The sequence below is a fragment of the Bacillus sp. A260 genome (assembly GCF_009861435.1).
GTDB classification, from domain to species: domain Bacteria; phylum Bacillota; class Bacilli; order Bacillales; family Bacillaceae_G; genus Bacillus_A; species Bacillus_A cereus.
On the sequence record NZ_CP046398.1, the window covers coordinates 4,717,501 to 4,735,870 of the forward strand.

The following is an 18,370-nucleotide window of genomic DNA, read 5'->3' on the forward strand; positions in this document are numbered from 1 at the left end:
TGTAGTCCTACAAAGTAAGGAGGAATAGGCAATTGAAATCCCGTCCGAATTTAGTAGATACATTTCGTGATTCCATTATTTTTCGTTTAATTTGTTTTATTATTGTACTGACTGCTTTTTCCGGTTTTCTTATACATAGATTAGAACCTTTTCATTTCACTACATGGTTTGACGGAATTTGGTGGTCAATCGTTACCATTTTTACAGTTGGATATGGCGACTTTGCTCCCCATACGACGATAGGAAAACTAATAGGTATAAGTATTATTTTATTAGGAACTGGCTTTTGTTCTTATTATATGGTGCTGTTTGCTACTGAAATGATTAATAAACAATATATGAAAATTAAAGGTGAAGAAGCCGCTACTTCTAACGGTCATATGATTATCGTTGGCTGGAATGAGCGCGCAAAACATGTCGTAAAGCAAATGCACGTATTACAACCAAACCTTGATATCGTTTTAATTGATGAAACACTTTCTTTACTCCCAAAACCATTTCATCATTTAGAATTTATAAAAGGTTGTCCGCATCACGATCAAACTTTATTAAAGGCCAATATTGCAACGGCACACACCATATTAATAACAGCTGATAAAGAAAAAAACGAAAGCTTAGCGGATACACAGTCCATTTTAAATATTTTAACTGCAAAAGGGCTCAACCCAAACATTCACTGCATCGCTGAACTTCTTACTTCTGAACAAATACAAAATGCAACGAGAGCTGGCGTGTCAGAAATTATAGAAGGAAATAAATTAACGAGCTATGTATTTACCGCTTCTCTTTTATTCCCTTCCATTTCAGGTGTACTATTTTCACTTTACGACGAAATCTCTGATAATAAATTACAACTGATGGAGCTTCCATCGTCCTGCACCGGACAAACTTTTGCCAATTGTAGCTATACTCTTTTAAAGCAAAACATTCTCTTACTAGGTATAAAGCGCGACGAACAATATATGATTAATCCAGTTCATTCCTTTGTTCTCATTGAAAGCGACATACTCATTGTTATTCACCATTAGTAAAATGACGCTCTAATTCTTGCATGAGCACTTTCCCAATATTGATATATTTTCTTTTCACATCTCCATCTGGATCTTTCGGCTCAGCAAATTGATCCATTCCACTCGTTCCAGCTGTTAAAGTATTCACATTATCATCTAGTTCGTCTTGATATACGTGCGAAAGAATATACGGCGTTCCAAGACGAACTATTACGCCTGGTACATCTAGTTCTCCATCAATGGCTGTAAATGGAACTCGTAAAAATTGATACCCATCTTCTTCATCAATTTTGTAATCGAAGCATCCTTTATCATAATCCCAATTACCACCGATGCTATATCCAAGTGGTTTCATAATCTCTTCTAACTTATATAACGCATATGTACGTCCTTCTAAATTTGATTGAATCGGAATCAAGCCCATCCCTCCTAGACTTTTCCTTTAGCATACCCACTTTAGTTTGAATATACTGATGGACTTTTCGATAAAATAATAAAAAGCGACCGGAATCCGGTCGCTTTTTATTATTTTAAACGCTCTTCTAATTCTGCTTTTAATTCTTCAAATCCTGGTTTACCAAGTAAAGCAAACATGTTTTTCTTGTATGCTTCTACTCCAGGTTGGTCAAATGGATTCACGCCTAATAAGTAGCCGCTCATCGCACATGCTTTTTCGAAGAAGTATACAAGGTAACCGAATGTGTACTCATTTAATTCAGGAATATTTACGATTAAGTTTGGTACTCCCCCGTCGCTATGTGCAAGTAATGTACCTTCGTATGCTTTTGTGTTTACGAAGTCTACAGTTTCACCAGCAAGGTAGTTTAATCCGTCTAAATCGTTTTCTTCTGATTCGATTGTTAGTTCATGTGTAGATTTACCTACTTTAAGAACTGTTTCAAATAAGTCACGACGCCCTTCTTGAACGTATTGACCTAATGAGTGTAAATCAGTTGAGAAGTTTGCTGAAGATGGGAAAATGCCTTTTTGATCTTTTCCTTCACTTTCACCAAATAACTGTTTCCACCACTCAGCGAAGTATTGAAGTGCTGGCTCATAGTTAACAAGCATTTCAATTATTTTTCCTTTATTGTATAAAGCGTTACGAACTACTGCGTATTGGTAAGCTGGATTTTCTTCTAGTTCTGATGTTCCGAAGTCATCATGACCAGCAGCTGCACCTTTCATCATCTCTTCAATATTTAAGCCACTTACTGCGATTGGTAATAAACCAACTGGCGTTAATACAGAGAAACGACCTCCAACATCATCTGGAATAACAAATGTTTCGTAACCTTCGTTATCAGCTAATGTTTTTAATGCACCACGCGCTTTATCTGTAGTTGCATAAATACGTTTGCGAGCTTCTTCTTTTCCATACTTTTCTTCTAATAACTTACGGAAGATACGGAATGCTAGTGCTGGCTCTGTTGTTGTACCTGATTTGGAAATAACGTTAATAGAGAAGTCTTTACCTTCTAATACGTCCATTAAATCTTTCATGTAAGTGGAGCTAATGTTTTGTCCAACAAATAGCACTTGTGGAGTTTTACGTTGTTCTTTAGAAAGCGTGTTGTAGAAAGAATGGTTTAACATTTCGATTGCTGCGCGTGCTCCTAGGTAAGAACCACCAATACCTACAACAAGTAAAATGTCAGAGTCATTTTTAATTTTTTCTGCGCATTTTTGAATGCGAGCGAATTCTTCTTTGTCATATTGAAGCGGAAGGTCTACCCACCCAAGGAAATCGTTCCCAGCTCCAGTTTTTTCGTGGATTGCGTGATGTGTTACTTTCACTGCATCACGTAAATAAGTGATTTCATGTTCACCGATGAAGGATAACGCTTTAGAATAGTCGAACGTTACATGTGTACTCATCTTTTTCCCTCCAATTATGGATATGTATTTCTGTATTCACTTTAGCGAAACTGAAGTTGTAAATCAAGCGATTAGGCAATTGTAAACGTAACCAATATATATTTTTTAGAAAAAGTTCATTTTTTGCATAAAAATTCGCATTTTTCGGTATAGATGTATATACATCCCTTTCCAAACATTTTTTATGTATAAAAACAACATAACTACCCCATTCTATAAAAGAGTTAATTAACTCATCGCTTGCTCATGCTTCACAATTAAGGGGGGCTTTTTCATGAGTACTTTGCAACGTATCGCATTAGTCTTTACTGTAATTGGCGCTGTGAACTGGGGATTAATCGGGTTTTTCCAGTTTGACTTAGTAGCAGCCATTTTCGGTGGACAAAATTCAGCTCTTGCACGTATTATTTACGGCATCGTTGGTATATCTGGGCTTATCAACCTTGGTTTACTGTTTAAACCATCTGAAAATCTTGGTACGCACCCAGAAACAAACGAAATTCGATAATCAGTATGTCCTTTCACCTCCGACATACGAATATGATTGCATGCAATCATATTTGCAAATATATATCATAAGATAAAGTAAAAGAGGAACGCTCATATGCGTTCCTCTTTTACTTTGTTAACTCGGACTCTTCAATCCATTCTGCCAACTTTTCTCGCAGCGTATTAAATCCGTTTTCAGATGGGTTCGGTATAAGAATCCTTCCTTGTTTTCTTTTCGCCGCTTTTAACGATAAACTCATTTTTCTGTGCTCTTCATCAATTGAAAGTACCTTTACTTCTACTGTATCGCCGACCTTTAAAAAGTCATGAATATCCTTTACATATCCATTTGTAATTTCAGATATATGCACAAGTCCTTGTGTTTCTGCATCTAACGCTACAAACGCACCGTAATCTTGAATTCCAGTCACTTTCCCTGTTACAACCACTCCTGTTGTATATTGTTCTGACATATGAAACACTCCCATACGTTTACCATTCTCTCTACAATTATAGAGAGCAAAGCAGATATATTTATTTTAAATATCCGATTGGTTAGTACGCATTCTAGATAACAATATCTAGAATGCGCATACCTTATATTAGTAAATTATACCACTATGACAGAACTCATTCAAAATTCATGAAAAATTTCCCTTAAAGAAGTATAATTCTCCAATATTGGGATAGACTACTAACACATGGCTTTCTAGTATTCCCCCCCTTTTATGGACAAAACGTATTACGTTTTGTCCTTTTTTTATTTTCAACAAACCGTTCCATTCTCTTCATTGCTTCCATAAGTTGTTCAAGCGACGTCGCATAAGAACAACGAATAAACCCTTCACCACTTTCGCCAAATACGCTACCAGGGACAACAGCTACTTTTTCTTCCAGCAATAACTGTTCTGCAAATTCCGCTGAAGATAATCCTGTTGAAGATATAGAAGGGAAAACATAAAATGCTCCGCCCGGCACATGACACGTTAAGCCCATTTCATTGAAAGATGTCGTCATAAAATTACGACGCTTCTTATAACTATCTCTCATCCGAATTACTTCATCATTCCCCGCACGTAACGCTTCAAGTGCTGCGAACTGAGACATCGTCGGTGCACACATCATGGAATATTGGTGAATTTTGAGCATCAATTCTGAAAACTGAACAGGAGCTGCAATCATACCGAGACGCCATCCTGTCATCGCAAATCCTTTTGAAAATCCTGAAATTAAAATCGTATGCTCGCGCATATTTTTAATACTCGCGAAACTTGTATATGCTTCGTCGTATACAAGCTCTGCATAAATTTCATCAGATAATACAATTAGATTGTACTTCTCAACAATCACTGCTATTTCTTCAAGCTCGAATTTATTTAGCATTGCACCTGTCGGGTTATTTGGTGAACAAAGTAAAATCGCCTTTGTTTTCGCTGTAATAGCTGCTTCAATTTGTTCTGGTTGTACTTTAAACTCGTTTTCTAGCTTAGTCTCCACAGGAACCGGAACTCCTCCAGCTAATGTCACAAGTGGTGCATAAGAAACGAAGCTTGGTTCAACAATGAGCACTTCATCATCAGGATTTATAATGGCACGCATCGCTACATCTAACGCCTGGCTCGCTCCAACTGTAACAATGATTTCATCACTTGGATCATAAGATACTGCAAATTGTTTTTTTAGATACTTTGCTATTTCTTGACGGAGCTCCAATAATCCTGCATTTGCTGTATATGACGTATACCCTTGTTCCAAAGAACGAATACATGCTTGCCTTACATTCCAAGGGGTAACAAAATCCGGCTCTCCTACCCCGAGGGAAATAACACCTTTCATATTTGCTGCTAAATCAAAAAATTTTCGAATACCAGATGGTTTTAAAGATTCTGCTGATCTAGATAGTTCAAATTGCTTCATGGTGTCACCACAATTCGCTTATCATCATCGTCTTTTTCATAAATAACGCCCTCATGTTTATACTTCTTCAAAATGAAATGAGTAGTTGTAGAAACGACAGATTCAATTGTTGCTAATTTCTCAGAAACAAACATCGCTACTTCCCCCATCGTTTTACCTTCTAATGTAATAGAAAGATCATATGTCCCTGACATTAAATAAACGGATTTCACTTCTGAATAACGATAAATTTGCTCAGCAACCGCATCAAACCCAACGCCGTGCTTTGGCGTAACTTTCACATCGATCATTGCCGTTAAACCTGTATGTTCTTTCACTTTCGTCCAATCGATATGTGTTACATAATCCACAATAATCTTTTCATTTTCTAATCTCGCAACCATCTTCTTTACTTCTTCTACTTCTATATTTAACAGCTTCGCTAATGTATCTACAGATAATCGACTACTCTTTTCAAGACAAGCTAATAATTCTAATTCTTTTTCTGTCACCATATAAATCATCCTTCCTTTTCGTTTGTGTCTAAATTATACAAATACCCTTTCCAGTTTGAAAAGAAGATTTTTCTATTGAATTATGTCAAAATAAAGTGAAACTTTAATCAGCGGAAAAATGCGTGATAAAGCGAAAGGGGATGGAACCGTGAAACCAAAAATTTATATTGCTGAACCAGTTCCGACATTTGTAGAAAACTATTTATCAGAACACTGTGATTATGAAAAATGGGATCAAAATGAGAAAGTACCTCGTGATGTTCTATTAGAGAAAATACAAGATAAAGATGGGTTATTAAATTTCGGATCTGCTATTAATGAAGAATTACTGACAGTGGCTCCTAACTTAAAAGTAGTGAGCAACATTTCTGTTGGTTACGATAATTTTGATTTACAAGCGATGAAAAATCGAAAGGTTATCGGAACAAATACACCATACGTATTAGATGATACAGTAGCTGATCTCGTTTTCGCCCTTATGCTATCAGCTGGGCGCCGCGTTTGCGAACTCGATTCTTACGTAAAAAATGGTGAATGGAACGCTGAAATCGGAAAAGAACACTTCGGACTAGATGTACACCATAGCACAATTGGTATTATCGGTATGGGCCGAATTGGAGAAGCCGTTGCAAAACGAGCAAAATTCGGATTTGATATGAATGTTCTTTATTATAACCGCCGTCGTAAAGAAGAAGCTGAACAAAAATTCGATGCTACATATTGTGATTTACAGACGCTACTGAAGCAGTCTGACTTTATTGTTCTTCTTACTCCATTAACAGATGAAACATATCACCTTATCGGAGAAAAGGAATTTTCATTAATGAAAGAAACAGCAATCTTCATTAATGCTTCTCGGGGGAAAACAGTAGATGAAGAAGCGTTAATCCATGCTTTAACAGAAAAGAAAATCTTTGCAGCAGGTATCGATACATTTACACAAGAGCCGATTCAAAAAGATAATCCACTCTTATCATTACAAAATGTTGTGACTTTACCACATATCGGATCTGCAACATTAAAAACTCGTCAGCAAATGGCCATGACCGCCGCTGAAAATTTAGTTGCAGGGTTACAAGGAAAAACACCGCCTAATATTGTTCGCGGGTAATACTGAATAAACGAAAGGCAAGATGACATCGTCATCTTGCCTTTTTTTGTTAACATATTTTCTTCTTCCTTGGAGATGATATGAACAAAAATCAATGGAGTGACAAAAAATGAATCATAAATATACTTGTCCTTATTTCACTTTTTCCACTCGCGGCACTACTGTTCATTACGAATTGTATGAACATGATAATAAAACAGAACGCCCTACTTTCGTACTCGTTCACGGCTTTTTATCTTCCTCATTCAGTTACCGCCGTCTCATTCCTTTACTAGCGAAGGAAGGAACAGTCATTGCTCTTGACTTACCACCGTTCGGAAAAAGTGATAAGTCTCATCTGTTTAAGTATTCTTATCACAATTTAGCAACGATTATTATTGATTTAATTGAACATTTATCTCTCTCAAACATTGTATTAGTTGGGCATTCTATGGGTGGGCAAATTTCTCTCTATGTAAACCGTATACGTCCTGAACTCATTTCAAAGACGATTTTACTATGTAGCTCGAGCTATTTAGCGCGCGCAACCTTACCTTTACTATACTCTTCTTATTTACCGTTCTTTCATTTATACGTAAAGAACTGGATTATACGGCGCGGCATTGTTCATAACTTAATGAATGTCGTTCATGATCACTCATTAATTGACGATGAAATGAAAAAAGGTTACTCCGCTCCTTTTTATGACAACCGTATATTTCCCGCTTTAACTCGCATGATACGAGACCGTGAAGGTGACTTATCTTCAACTGAATTACAAAAAATCGAAACACCTATCCTACTCATTTGGGGTGAAAAAGACCGCGTCGTCCCTGTACATGTAGGTCATCGTCTACACAAAGATTTACCGAATTCAAAATTTATTTCTTATGAAAATACAGGACATTTACTACCTGAAGAAAAGCCTGAACATGTTTATGAAGAAATTATCGCTTTTTCCGCGCAATAAAATGAAACTTTAATCAGTCCCCACCTAACTTCTTTGCTTCCGCTGAATTTTGAGGTCGGGGTCTTACTGCCCGGAAAATAGCGGGATAATATAAAAAAGGCTGTCGGAAATTCCGACAGCCTATAATGAACAGCTTCCACTTTCTTTTATTACAAGTAATTCCATAGCTAATTTCTCACATTTTTCAAGCGCAGGTACTTCCTCAAAAGACATAAAGTATATATGTTGAATCTTCTTTGCGATGTATTTTGGATCGTCAAACACACTTATGACGTTCACAACATCGCTCGCTTCTGTTTCATAAAACTCCGGTCCCATTTGAAACGGATCCCAATTCTTCACAACCTCTATCATCTTTTCATATGTACCCATTCGCTTCCCGCCTTTTCACTTTTTAATACTTTTCTTTATCCTATCACATCAGCTATTCTATAAGAAGAGAGAGAACTTTCATAACTTATTGGTTTTACAGAAGAAGGGAGCAAACTTATGCAACTATTTCATAAAGCAATCAATCGACGTGGAACGCATAGTATAAAATGGGATACATATAAAAACGAAGAACTTATCCATGCTTGGATTGCTGATATGGATTTTGAAGTACCAAAACCAATTCAAACTGCCTTAAAACAACGAATCGAACATCCGATTTTTGGCTATACACTTCCTCCCGAAAATATTGGGAATATTATTTGTAACTGGACAAAACAACAATACGACTGGGATATTCAAAAAGAATGGATTGTCTTTAGCGCCGGAATCGTTCCAGCTCTTAGTACGAGCATACAGGCTTTCACAAAAGAAAACGAATCCGTTCTCGTACAACCACCTATTTATCCTCCATTTTTCGAAATGGTCACAACAAACAACAGACAGTTATACGTGAGTCCATTACAGAAACAAAATGATACATATGCGATAGACTTCCAGAATTTAGAAAAGCAGTTTCAGCAAGGCATCAAACTCATGCTTCTTTGTAGCCCTCATAACCCAATCGGGCGCGTTTGGACGAAAGAGGAACTTGTGCAGCTCGGATCGTTATGTACTAAATATAACGTAATCGTTGTGGCGGATGAAATTCATTCCGATATTATTTATGCAGATCATACACATACACCGTTCGCTTCCTTATCTGAAGAATTAGCAGAGCGCACTATCACTTGTATGGCTCCAAGTAAAACATTTAATATCGCTGGATTACAAGCATCGATTATTATCATTCCAAATGAAAAACTCCGTCAAGCCTTTACATCTATCCAATATAGACAAGGCTTCCACGGATTAAATATCTTCGCTTATACAGCGATGCAAAGTGCCTATACAGAATGTAATGATTGGCTAAACGAAATTCGATTATATATAGAAGATAATGCTCAATTTGCTTGTGAATATATTAAAACTCACATACCTGCTCTTTCCGTAACGAAGCCAGAAGGTAGCTTTTTATTATGGATTGACTGTTCTCGTCTAAAGCTTTCTCAAAACGAGCGTACTGCATTACTTGAGGAAAAAGGAAAAATCATTGTTGAACCTGGTGAGAAATACGGGTTAGGTGGCGAAGAACATATTCGAATTAATATCGGCTGTCCACGATCTGTTTTAGAAGAAATTTTAAACAGACTGTGTCATACGTTTTCATAATAAGAAAGGAGTCTGTCCCCCTAATCATTCTTGGACAGACTCCTTTGTAATATTTTGTCGGTAAGTCGATATATTTCAAGTTACGGTCGATATATTTCAAGTTACGGTCGATATATTCCAATAATCGCCGATATAATTTGAGTTACAGTCGATATATTCCAATAATCGCTGATATATTTTCAATTACATTTCACAAAGAAAGCTACCATTCACGGTAGCTTTTACTTTTTCTTCATATCCGATGCTTTTTTTACAATTACGCCACAAGCAATTCGATCCCCTGATTTACCTGTCGGTTGAGTCATACCATCATCAGGGTTTTCTGTAATAATAATAGACGCTCCATCTTTTCTATGAATCGTCGTTTTTCCTTCTTCAAGTGTGATGTGAGGTGCATCGATTTCCGCTTTAATCTTTCCAGAACCATCTGCAACTACGTTCGGTAAATCACCGTTTTCTGCACCCTTCGGATTAAGAAGACCATGTTTTTTATCATCAGGATTAAAATGATTCCCGGATGATTCAAAACGAGGTGCCTTACACTCTCCAATTTCATGTACATGTAGTCCGTGTGGTCCTGGCGTGAAACCTTCTCCTTTAATCGTAATTTTCACGCCACTTGTTTGCTGCACTACTTTCGCAGTCCCTACTTCATCTCCTGAAGCATTATGTAATTTCACTTCAATTTCTTTCGGCTTTCCTTGGTCACAACCTGCCATCAGAAATAATAAACAACAACTGAAAAAAAGCCGTTTCTTCATTTTATTCCCTCCAAAATATATTCTGCCCTTAGATTGTCCGAGCATAGAGGGAAACATACAAAAATGCATTACTGTTTCTTTTCAGCTAATAGTTTTTCTTCAACTTTCTGCAATCGCTCTGCTTCTCTTTTTGATACACGAATAAACATACGCCACGTGGCAATAGCACCGATAATAAATAGAACGCAAACAATCCCTGGAATAATATATTCTGTTTTATCTTCCGGAAAATATAAAGGCATCATATAGAACACTCCTTATTATAGGATTTATAAAACATCAGAATTTTCTGTTATATCATTTTAAATTATAGTGGAACCTATCCATATTCTCAAGGGGCGTTCTGAAAGCAAATGATTTCTTTGACTCCTTCTCCTACTTTCCTTACTATAAACTTGAGGTGAAAAATATGAGAGAAACATTTGAAATTGGCGAAATCGTTACTGGTATTTATAAAACAGGAAAATACATCGGCGAAGTTACAAATAGCCGCCCTGGCAGTTACGTCGTAAAAGTATTAGCTGTTTTAAAACATCCGGTGCAAGGTGACTTACATAACGTAAAACAAGCTGACGTACCATTTTTCCATGAAAGACGCGCTTTAGCTTTCCGTGAACAGACGAACATTCCAGAGCAAATGGTGAAAAAATATGAAGGAGAAATTCCGGATTATACCGAGTCACTAAAATTAGCATTAGAAACTCAAATGAATTCATTTTCTGAAGATGATTCACCTTTTGCAGAGCGTAGTCTAGAAACATTACAACAGTTAAAGAAAGACTACAAACTCTAAAAAACAAAACGACCAAATTACATAATGTGCAATTTGGTCGTTACTGTGTGCTCACTTTCTTTAACACTTTTGAAAAATCAACAAGTTCTCCTAATGTTGGAGGTGCTGGCTTTACTAAATACTCTTTATCTTTTTCTACTAGTTTAAAAATATTGTACGTCGTCATCGCATCATCAAGCGCACAATGATGCTTCCCTGTCCCTACTTTTCCATACGCCTCAATTGCTTTCCATAATCCTGTTTGATTTCTTTCTCCAAAAAACTTCTTATACTCAAGCGATAAATCACGACACTGTCCGAAGAATGGAAAAGCTATCCCTGCCATTTCACAATTATGTTTCAGCACTTTCATATCCATATTTCCCCACGTTACAATTGTCGGTTTACATTTCGTTTCGTATTCTGCAAGCTTCTTAACGAGTTCAGGAAATGAAATCCCTTTATCCACGACTTCTTGTTTTATTCCTAAAAACTTCTTACATCGATCCGTTAAAGAAGGAAATGTTTTCGGCCTGACATGTGATGAATACGTATCTTCTACCTTACAGCCAGCAACTGAAACGAGTCCTACCTCAATAATCTCTGGAAAAAATCCTTTCGGTTTCTTTCTATGCTGGGGCATCGTAAACTCAAAGTCTAAAAATAAAAATCGTTGTTCATCCATACGATCCCTTCCTTATCATTTTTGTCATTCCTTTCTATTTGACACTCCTACACGAACAAGCTCGAATGCTAATTCCATTTTAAATATTCAGATTGGATGTATCTTATATATATGTCAAATGCCCACAAATATTTTAAAAAATAAGAAAAAATGACCTATGCAGAAAATATGACAAAATCTCTCCTTTCATTTACATCCGCAGTTTTTCTACTTTATAATGACGTTATGTGTGTTTCATCTAGTTAATATTTGACACACTAAGAAAAATGAATGAAAGGAGATGAGATTTTTGCACGAAACAACGCAAGAACTCGCTAACTGGCAGTATTATTTTGCTATCGCAGTCTTTTTAATTACATATGCCATTATTATTTCTGAAAAAATTAATCGCGCTGTCATCGCACTTCTCGGTGCAGCATTCATGGTAATTGTGGGGGTCGTCGATTTACATAACGCCTTTACGAAACATATTGAATGGGGAACGATTACGCTACTCATCGGTATGATGATTTTGGTGAACATTACGAGTAAATCAGGTGTTTTCCAATACGTTGCCATTAAAGCAGCAAAAGGGGCACAAGGAAATCCAATTAAAATTTTAATTTCCCTTTCCCTACTTACCGCGCTTGGCTCCGCATTTTTAGATAACGTTACAACTGTACTTCTTGTTGTTCCAGTTACTTTATCTATTACGCGCATACTGCAAGTAAATCCTGTTCCTTATTTACTTTCTGAAATTATTTTTTCAAATATTGGAGGAACAGCAACATTAATTGGTGATCCACCTAACATTATGATTGGTTCTGCAAATAAGCATTTAGACTTCAATGCTTTCCTATTGAATCTAGCACCAATCGTAATTATTATTATTGCAGTTACAGCAACAATACTTTACTTCATGTACCGTAAACAATTAATTGCCGATCCTGTACAAGTTAAAAAATTAATGAGCTTAGATGAAAAACAATACATTAAAGATCCAGTATTAATGAAAAAATCTTTAACGGTACTTGGACTTACAATTGTAGGTTTCATGACTCATTCTATTTTCCATATTGATGCCGCTATTATCGCCTTAACTGGTGCTACTGTACTTATGTTAATTGGTGTGAAAGAACATGAAATTGAAGAGGTATTCGCAAGTGTAGAATGGGTAACAATCTTCTTCTTCGCAGGGCTATTCGTACTTGTTGGAGGACTTATCGATATCGGTCTTATCAAAATGTTAGCTCAAAAAGTAATTGGTATAACAGGCGGAGATATTTCTTACGCATCCATCCTTATTTTATGGGTATCTGGTATCGCCTCTGCAACAATTGATAACATCCCATTCGTTGCAACAATGATTCCACTTATTAACGATATGGCAGTTGGGCTAGGCTTATCACCATCTGACGCACAAATCGATGTATTATGGTGGGCATTAGCACTAGGTGCTTGTCTGGGCGGAAACGGAACATTAATCGGAGCTTCTGCTAACGTAATCGTTGCAGGTATCGCGAGCCGCGAAGGACATAAATTTAGTTACATGGACTTCCTAAAAGTCGGTTTCCCAATTATGATCGTTTCATTAATCATTTCTCACATTTATATTTATTTACGCTACCTTATGTAGTAAAAAAAGCGCTCTGATAATCAGGGCGCTTTTTTACTTATATCTAAAATATATCGACTTATCAACAAAAAAGAAAAATCTACTCTTTATATCTCACCGGTTCATTTCGAATGATAAATAAATGAATCGGTAAGAACACTGAAAATGTGATTACATGAATAATCGTAAATAATATAGAGTTCGTTCCGTATCTGTCTAAAATAGCGTAGATAAGATAAATGGACAATACAATCGATACAGCTGTTGCTAGTAAACTTATAATTGGTACGAAATTAAAAATAAAACATGCAACGTATATACCGAATACTTTCCACCCTGCTTCTTCTTTCAAAAAATCTGGTAATTTATCTTTCGCTAAGTCACCCCATGTCTTACTATTCAAAAACGGAATAAACGCAAGCACCCCGTCCGTTGCACCATCATTTTTCGCCATCGAATAAAGTGCAAAAGCCGTTAACAAATATGAAATAATTGCCCAAATTAATATAACAAGAATAAACGCAAAACTAAGAGCAAAGAAACCTGCTAATACGCCTTGATCCTCCATCTTATCCTCTCCTCTCTACTTTCAACATATTTCATTACATTGCAAGTTATGTTTTAAAATTTATCCAAACTCTTTGTATAATAAGAGAAGAAAGAGAATAAGAGAGGAGCAACACTTATGCATCCATTTGTAAAAGCATTACAAGAGCATTTCACAGCTCATCAAAATCCTGAAAAAGCAGAACCTATGGCTCGTTATATGAAAAATCACTTCCCATTTCTAGGTATTCAAACACCGGAAAGACGCCAATTATTAAAAGACATCATTCAAATACATACTCTCCCAGATCAAAAAGACTTCCAAATTATCATACGTGAGCTTTGGGACTTACCAGAACGTGAATTCCAAGCGGCCGCACTTGATATTATGCAAAAATATAAAAAGCATATAAACGAAACTCATATCCCCTTCTTAGAAGAACTGATTGTCACAAAATCTTGGTGGGACTCTGTCGATAGCATCGTCCCTACATTTTTAGGCGATATCTTTTTAAAACATCCAGAATTAATTTCTGCCTATATTCCAAAATGGATTGCATCAGATAACATATGGTTACAACGTGCCGCTATTTTATTCCAACTAAAATATAAACAAAAGATGGATGAAGAACTTCTTTTCTGGATTATTGGACAACTACATTCTTCAAAAGAATTTTTCATTCAAAAAGCGATTGGCTGGGTCCTTCGTGAATATGCAAAAACAAATCCGGATGTAGTTTGGGAATACGTTCAAAACAATGAGCTCGCTCCATTAAGTAAGCGTGAAGCAATTAAGCATATTAAGCAAAATTACGGAATAAATAATGAAAAAATAGGCGAGACTCTATCATAGATAGACGCGTTCCTCTATTGAGATTTAAAAAAGAACGTGTTAGAATATGTTCATTATTATTAATATAAGTAGCGATGACGGACTTATAAGTACTTGCATAAAAAGCGATTCAGGGATAGTGAAAGCCTGAAGCCGCAAGGAAACGGCAGTCCCGAGCAATACATGATAAAGTGGATGCACCTTTTGTGTATCAACTAGGGTGGAACCGCGGGCAAACGCTCGTCCCTAGGCAAATAAGCCTTGGGATGAGCGTTTTTTTATGTTCTTTTTAGCATATACTGCTCGTTTCCAAAGTATCAGAGTATGTCATCGCCAATACGTTAACTTTCAAAAGGAGGATTTTCTTATGTATTCAATGGAACAAGTTGTAAACTTAGCGAAACATCGCGGTTTTGTTTTCCCTGGTTCTGAAATTTACGGTGGTCTTGCAAACACTTGGGATTACGGTCCACTTGGAATCGAATTAAAAAATAATGTTAAAAAAGCTTGGTGGAAAAAATTCATTCAAGAATCTCCATACAACGTTGGTTTAGACGCAGCTATTTTAATGAACCCTAAAACTTGGATCGCTTCTGGTCACGTTGGTAACTTCAACGATCCAATGATCGACTGTAAAAAATGTAAAGCTCGTCACCGTGCTGACAAATTAATTGAGGATGCTTTAGATGCAAAAGGCATCGAAATGGTTGTTGATGGTCTTACTTTCGACCAAATGGCTGACTTAATGAAAGAACATGAAGTAAAATGTCCTGATTGCGGTAGTGAAGAATTCACTGAAATCCGTCAGTTCAACTTAATGTTCAAAACATTCCAAGGTGTTACAGAGTCTAGCACAAACGAAATCTTCCTTCGTCCTGAAACAGCACAAGGTATTTTCGTAAACTTCAAAAACGTTCAACGCTCTATGCGTAAAAAGCTTCCATTTGGTATCGGCCAAATCGGTAAGAGTTTCCGTAACGAAATCACGCCTGGTAACTTCACATTCCGTACACGTGAATTCGAACAAATGGAACTTGAATTCTTCTGTAAGCCTGGTGAAGATTTAGAGTGGTTTGCATTCTGGCGTGAAACTTGTAAAAACTGGTTACTTTCACTTGGTATGTCTGAAGAGAGCATGCGTCTTCGTGACCACGGTGAAGAAGAGTTATCTCACTACAGTAATGCAACAACTGACATTGAATTCAAATTCCCATTCGGTTGGGGCGAACTTTGGGGCGTTGCATCTCGTACAGACTTCGACTTAAAACGTCACATGGAACATTCAAACGAAGACTTTAACTATATTGATCCACAAACGAATGAGCGTTACGTGCCATACTGCATCGAGCCATCTTTAGGCGCAGACCGCGTAACATTAGCATTCTTATGTGATGCATATGAAGAAGAGCAATTAGAAAACGATTCTCGTACAGTTCTTCGTTTCCACCCTGCTTTAGCACCATACAAAGCAGCTATCTTACCATTATCTAAGAAGCTATCTGAAGGTGCTACTGAAGTATTCGCAGAATTAGCTAAAGACTTCATGGTAGACTTTGATGAAACTGGTTCTATCGGTAAACGTTACCGTCGTCAAGACGAAATCGGTACACCATTCTGTATCACATACGACTTCGACTCAGTTGAAGACAAAGCTGTTACAGTACGTGACCGTGACACAATGGAACAAGTTCGTATGCCAATTAGCGAACTAAAAGGTTTCTTAGAGAAGAAAATCCAGTTCTAATTATAAGAAAAAGAGGCTGCTCATAAGAGCACCTCTTTTTTACTTTTCACGTTTTTCTTTAATTGCTACTGTACATCTTGATATACATAGTAAATCATCATTTTCATCAATAATACGAACATCCCAAACCATTGTCGATTGTCCTCTATGTATCGGTGTTCCGATCGCTGTTACAATTCCATCTTTCTTTGAGCGAATGTGGTTTGCATTAATTTCTAATCCGAAACAAACACATTTTTCTTGATCAATTAAATTATATGAACCAACACTTGCCACTGTTTCCGCTAATGCAACCGATGCACCTCCATGTAAAAATCCAAACGGTTGATGCGTACGCTCATCAACAGGCATCGTAGCAACTACCTTATCTTCTGTCATCTCTAACAACTCAATTCCAAGTGAATCCATTAAAGTTTTTGCCATATCGCTTCCCCCTTCTCTTACTTTAATTAAATGTATAATTTTACCTATTTATTTTCAAACTACTTATAACACTTATATAAGGAGGCTTCACCTAAATGAAACAGAAATTTTGTATATTACTGCTTATGTTCTCCTTGCTGACTATTGTACCAAATTGTGCAATAACAGCCAAAGCATCTAACCTGACAATCGATGTTAAGACTGTAACGCAAAAAGGTAAGAAACCTTATATAGAATATCAAATAAATAGGCCTTCTTTTCACAACTTTTCTGATTCTAAATTTCAAAATAAACTCAATTTATACTACAAAAAATCCACTGACAAATTTAAAAACAAATTAGAAAAAGAAGCAAAAAAATATTATAAAGAGACAGAAGGATCTAGTACACCCTTTCATCCGTACGTAGCAAATGTTGATTATAAAGTCTCTTTAAACAAACCACCTTTTCTTAGCCTATATGTGAATTACTATCAATATACTGGCGGAGCACACGGTCTTTATACGTGGAAGGCAAATACATTTGATTTAAACGAAAAAAAGGTGCTGCACTTAGACGATTTATTTCAACAAAAGGATAAATATAAAGATGTAATCCGTGCAGAGATTGTACGACAAATTAAACAAAATGAAAGCATTTATTTTCCTGATGCAACTGAAAAAGTAATGAGTATGAAAAAATTTCACTTCTTTTTAGAGCCAGACAATCTCGTCATTTATTTCCCTTTATATGAGATTGCTCCCTATTCAAGTGGAATTCCGCAATTTCGTATTCCATATACGTTGCTAAGAGACTATTTAAAGCCTTCTTATCAAAATATTTTGATTGACAACAAGTAAATATTTTCGCTACGATAATGTTAACCTAAAAACAACAGGAGGTTAACATTATGAGAAGATTTCATGTTTTAGATTTAGCATTAGCTGCCATGTTCGTTGCTCTTATGGCCATCGGTGCAAATATTGTATCTTGGGCACCTTTCTTACAAGTAGCAGGCATCCCATTATCTATGCAACCATTTTTCGCAATTTTAGCAGGTCTTCTTCTTGGAAGTAGACTTGGTGCCTTATCCATGACTGTATATATGCTCGTTGGCTTAGCCGGCGCACCAATCTTCGCTAACTTCAAAGCTGGATTTGGAGCACTTTTAGATCCTACTGGTGGTTTTATTATCGCCTTTATTATCGTTGCTTACGTATCAGGAAAACTAGTAGAACAAAAAGAAAGACCAACTTTCATTACATTTGCAATTGCCTCTTTCACTGGAATTATTTTAACTTATATAATCGGTACTACTTACATGTACGGAGCAGTCAATCTCTTTATGGGCGGTAATATGAGCTATAAAGCTGCTTGGATGGTTATGATGTGGTTTGCAGTAAAAGATATTGCATTTACAATTATCGGTGCTATTATCGCACCTCGCATATACTATGCTGTGCGTCGTTCTGCTTATCAGCATTCTCATTCGACGATTTCATAATAAAAAAGAGTTATTGCAGATTGCTGCAATAACTCTTTTTT

General features: G+C 36.5%; 22 protein-coding genes. 11 read left to right on the top strand and 11 right to left on the bottom strand.

Annotated features, from left to right (window positions below; genetic code table 11):
• Window positions 1-32 precede the first annotated feature (32 nt).
• Window positions 33-1,028, top strand: a complete 996-nt coding sequence (locus GD442_RS24050; protein WP_000842320.1) for a potassium channel family protein — start codon at window positions 33-35, stop codon at window positions 1,026-1,028.
• Here the strand turns inward: GD442_RS24050 and GD442_RS24055 are convergent.
• Entirely contained in the window at window positions 1,015-1,428 is a 414-nt protein-coding gene (locus tag GD442_RS24055) for a YugN-like family protein (protein ID WP_000612334.1), read from the bottom strand. The two genes, GD442_RS24050 and GD442_RS24055, sit on opposite strands and share 14 nt — an antisense overlap.
• Window positions 1,429-1,535: 107 nt before the next feature.
• Entirely contained in the window at window positions 1,536-2,888 is a 1,353-nt protein-coding gene (locus GD442_RS24060) for a glucose-6-phosphate isomerase (RefSeq protein WP_086407893.1), read from the bottom strand.
• Window positions 2,889-3,162: 274 nt separating this feature from the next.
• On the opposite strand from GD442_RS24060, the gene GD442_RS24065 reads away from it, so the two are divergent.
• Window positions 3,163-3,396 carry a DUF378 domain-containing protein gene (locus GD442_RS24065; protein WP_000105788.1) on the top strand — a complete coding sequence of 78 codons (234 nt, stop codon included), beginning with the start codon at window positions 3,163-3,165 and terminating at the stop codon, window positions 3,394-3,396.
• A 109-nt stretch (window positions 3,397-3,505) separates the two neighbouring features.
• Here the strand turns inward: GD442_RS24065 and yugI are convergent, their stop codons facing one another.
• The 3 genes from yugI to GD442_RS24080 form a co-directional block, all read right to left on the bottom strand.
• A complete protein-coding gene (yugI, locus tag GD442_RS24070) occupies window positions 3,506-3,850 on the bottom strand; it encodes a S1 domain-containing post-transcriptional regulator GSP13 (protein ID WP_000003764.1) in 345 nt (114 codons plus the stop codon).
• A gap of 253 nt (window positions 3,851-4,103) precedes the next feature.
• Window positions 4,104-5,294: an aminotransferase gene (locus GD442_RS24075; protein ID WP_000808536.1), complete on the bottom strand. Its 1,191-nt coding sequence runs from the start codon at window positions 5,292-5,294 to the stop codon at window positions 4,104-4,106.
• Window positions 5,291-5,788 carry an Lrp/AsnC family transcriptional regulator gene (locus tag GD442_RS24080; RefSeq protein ID WP_000255696.1) on the bottom strand — a complete coding sequence of 166 codons (498 nt, stop codon included), beginning with the start codon at window positions 5,786-5,788 and terminating at the stop codon, window positions 5,291-5,293. Before GD442_RS24080 ends, GD442_RS24075 begins: the two co-directional genes overlap by 4 nt.
• A gap of 118 nt (window positions 5,789-5,906) precedes the next feature.
• On the opposite strand from GD442_RS24080, the gene GD442_RS24085 reads away from it, so the two are divergent.
• Together GD442_RS24085 and GD442_RS24090 are read left to right on the top strand one after the other, a co-directional pair.
• Complete coding sequence (locus tag GD442_RS24085; protein ID WP_002041993.1) at window positions 5,907-6,899, top strand: 2-hydroxyacid dehydrogenase; 993 nt, start codon at window positions 5,907-5,909, stop codon at window positions 6,897-6,899.
• Window positions 6,900-7,008: 109 nt separating this feature from the next.
• Entirely contained in the window at window positions 7,009-7,848 is an 840-nt protein-coding gene (locus tag GD442_RS24090; RefSeq protein ID WP_001015860.1) for an alpha/beta fold hydrolase, read from the top strand.
• Window positions 7,849-7,968: 120 nt separating this feature from the next.
• Here GD442_RS24090 and GD442_RS24095 read toward each other — a convergent pair whose 3' ends face one another.
• On the bottom strand, window positions 7,969-8,220 hold the full coding sequence (locus GD442_RS24095) for a YugE family protein (protein WP_000537639.1): 252 nt from the start codon (window positions 8,218-8,220) through the stop codon (window positions 7,969-7,971).
• Between the two features lie 117 nt (window positions 8,221-8,337).
• Here GD442_RS24095 and GD442_RS24100 point away from each other — a divergent pair, with 117 nt between their 5' ends.
• Complete coding sequence (locus tag GD442_RS24100) at window positions 8,338-9,489, top strand: MalY/PatB family protein (RefSeq protein WP_001175820.1); 1,152 nt, start codon at window positions 8,338-8,340, stop codon at window positions 9,487-9,489.
• Window positions 9,490-9,710: 221 nt separating this feature from the next.
• Here the strand turns inward: GD442_RS24100 and sodC are convergent, their stop codons facing one another.
• Window positions 9,711-10,250: a superoxide dismutase [Cu-Zn] gene (gene sodC / locus GD442_RS24105; protein ID WP_000746520.1), complete on the bottom strand. Its 540-nt coding sequence runs from the start codon at window positions 10,248-10,250 to the stop codon at window positions 9,711-9,713.
• 68 nt (window positions 10,251-10,318) lie between these two features.
• Window positions 10,319-10,495, bottom strand: coding sequence for a hypothetical protein (locus GD442_RS27905; RefSeq protein ID WP_000982757.1), 177 nt, complete (start codon window positions 10,493-10,495; stop codon window positions 10,319-10,321).
• A gap of 164 nt (window positions 10,496-10,659) precedes the next feature.
• Between GD442_RS27905 and kapB the strand changes: the two genes are divergently transcribed.
• Window positions 10,660-11,043, top strand: coding sequence for a kinase-associated lipoprotein KapB (kapB, locus tag GD442_RS24110; RefSeq protein ID WP_001209344.1), 384 nt, complete (start codon window positions 10,660-10,662; stop codon window positions 11,041-11,043).
• A 40-nt stretch (window positions 11,044-11,083) separates the two neighbouring features.
• Here the strand turns inward: kapB and kapD are convergent, their stop codons facing one another.
• A complete protein-coding gene (gene kapD / locus GD442_RS24115; protein WP_000344356.1) occupies window positions 11,084-11,707 on the bottom strand; it encodes a 3'-5' exonuclease KapD in 624 nt (207 codons plus the stop codon).
• Window positions 11,708-11,996: 289 nt separating this feature from the next.
• Here kapD and GD442_RS24120 point away from each other — a divergent pair, with 289 nt between their 5' ends.
• The gene (locus GD442_RS24120) at window positions 11,997-13,322 is read left to right on the top strand and encodes an ArsB/NhaD family transporter (RefSeq protein WP_000545209.1); all 1,326 of its coding nucleotides are present in this window, start codon (window positions 11,997-11,999) and stop codon (window positions 13,320-13,322) included.
• A 79-nt stretch (window positions 13,323-13,401) separates the two neighbouring features.
• Here GD442_RS24120 and GD442_RS24125 read toward each other — a convergent pair whose 3' ends face one another.
• Window positions 13,402-13,869 carry a hypothetical protein gene (locus GD442_RS24125; RefSeq protein WP_000390061.1) on the bottom strand — a complete coding sequence of 156 codons (468 nt, stop codon included), beginning with the start codon at window positions 13,867-13,869 and terminating at the stop codon, window positions 13,402-13,404.
• 117 nt (window positions 13,870-13,986) lie between these two features.
• Here GD442_RS24125 and GD442_RS24130 point away from each other — a divergent pair, with 117 nt between their 5' ends.
• Complete coding sequence (locus tag GD442_RS24130) at window positions 13,987-14,700, top strand: DNA alkylation repair protein (RefSeq protein WP_000553309.1); 714 nt, start codon at window positions 13,987-13,989, stop codon at window positions 14,698-14,700.
• 346 nt (window positions 14,701-15,046) lie between these two features.
• Window positions 15,047-16,423 (top strand): glycine--tRNA ligase, encoded by a 1,377-nt coding sequence (locus tag GD442_RS24135; protein WP_000287151.1) that lies wholly within the window; start codon window positions 15,047-15,049, stop codon window positions 16,421-16,423.
• Between the two features lie 39 nt (window positions 16,424-16,462).
• Here the strand turns inward: GD442_RS24135 and GD442_RS24140 are convergent, their stop codons facing one another.
• Window positions 16,463-16,846: a hotdog fold thioesterase gene (locus tag GD442_RS24140; protein WP_086407892.1), complete on the bottom strand. Its 384-nt coding sequence runs from the start codon at window positions 16,844-16,846 to the stop codon at window positions 16,463-16,465.
• A gap of 95 nt (window positions 16,847-16,941) precedes the next feature.
• Between GD442_RS24140 and GD442_RS24145 the strand changes: the two genes are divergently transcribed.
• Window positions 16,942-17,685, top strand: a complete 744-nt coding sequence (locus tag GD442_RS24145) for a DUF3298 and DUF4163 domain-containing protein (RefSeq protein WP_000810329.1) — start codon at window positions 16,942-16,944, stop codon at window positions 17,683-17,685.
• A 50-nt stretch (window positions 17,686-17,735) separates the two neighbouring features.
• Complete coding sequence (locus tag GD442_RS24150; protein ID WP_086407891.1) at window positions 17,736-18,329, top strand: biotin transporter BioY; 594 nt, start codon at window positions 17,736-17,738, stop codon at window positions 18,327-18,329.
• Window positions 18,330-18,370 lie beyond the last annotated feature (41 nt).

Excerpts from the sequence above, each read along its gene's own strand:
- kapB (WP_001209344.1), top strand. The coding sequence starts at position 10,660 with ATGAGAGAAACATTTGAAATTGGCGAAATCGTTACTGGTATTTATAAA.
- GD442_RS24095 (WP_000537639.1), bottom strand. The coding sequence starts at position 8,220 with ATGGGTACATATGAAAAGATGATAGAGGTTGTGAAGAATTGGGATCCG.
- GD442_RS27905 (WP_000982757.1), bottom strand. The coding sequence starts at position 10,495 with ATGATGCCTTTATATTTTCCGGAAGATAAAACAGAATATATTATTCCA.
- GD442_RS24065 (WP_000105788.1), top strand. The coding sequence starts at position 3,163 with ATGAGTACTTTGCAACGTATCGCATTAGTCTTTACTGTAATTGGCGCT.
- GD442_RS24080 (WP_000255696.1), bottom strand. The coding sequence starts at position 5,788 with ATGGTGACAGAAAAAGAATTAGAATTATTAGCTTGTCTTGAAAAGAGT.
- GD442_RS24075 (WP_000808536.1), bottom strand. The coding sequence starts at position 5,294 with ATGAAGCAATTTGAACTATCTAGATCAGCAGAATCTTTAAAACCATCT.
- GD442_RS24145 (WP_000810329.1), top strand. The coding sequence starts at position 16,942 with ATGAAACAGAAATTTTGTATATTACTGCTTATGTTCTCCTTGCTGACT.
- GD442_RS24140 (WP_086407892.1), bottom strand. The coding sequence starts at position 16,846 with ATGGCAAAAACTTTAATGGATTCACTTGGAATTGAGTTGTTAGAGATG.
- GD442_RS24060 (WP_086407893.1), bottom strand. The coding sequence starts at position 2,888 with ATGAGTACACATGTAACGTTCGACTATTCTAAAGCGTTATCCTTCATC.
- GD442_RS24125 (WP_000390061.1), bottom strand. The coding sequence starts at position 13,869 with ATGGAGGATCAAGGCGTATTAGCAGGTTTCTTTGCTCTTAGTTTTGCG.
- sodC (WP_000746520.1), bottom strand. The coding sequence starts at position 10,250 with ATGAAGAAACGGCTTTTTTTCAGTTGTTGTTTATTATTTCTGATGGCA.
- GD442_RS24135 (WP_000287151.1), top strand. The coding sequence starts at position 15,047 with ATGTATTCAATGGAACAAGTTGTAAACTTAGCGAAACATCGCGGTTTT.
- GD442_RS24100 (WP_001175820.1), top strand. The coding sequence starts at position 8,338 with ATGCAACTATTTCATAAAGCAATCAATCGACGTGGAACGCATAGTATA.
- GD442_RS24130 (WP_000553309.1), top strand. The coding sequence starts at position 13,987 with ATGCATCCATTTGTAAAAGCATTACAAGAGCATTTCACAGCTCATCAA.
- yugI (WP_000003764.1), bottom strand. The coding sequence starts at position 3,850 with ATGTCAGAACAATATACAACAGGAGTGGTTGTAACAGGGAAAGTGACT.
- kapD (WP_000344356.1), bottom strand. The coding sequence starts at position 11,707 with ATGGATGAACAACGATTTTTATTTTTAGACTTTGAGTTTACGATGCCC.
- GD442_RS24150 (WP_086407891.1), top strand. The coding sequence starts at position 17,736 with ATGAGAAGATTTCATGTTTTAGATTTAGCATTAGCTGCCATGTTCGTT.
- GD442_RS24090 (WP_001015860.1), top strand. The coding sequence starts at position 7,009 with ATGAATCATAAATATACTTGTCCTTATTTCACTTTTTCCACTCGCGGC.
- GD442_RS24085 (WP_002041993.1), top strand. The coding sequence starts at position 5,907 with ATGCGTGATAAAGCGAAAGGGGATGGAACCGTGAAACCAAAAATTTAT.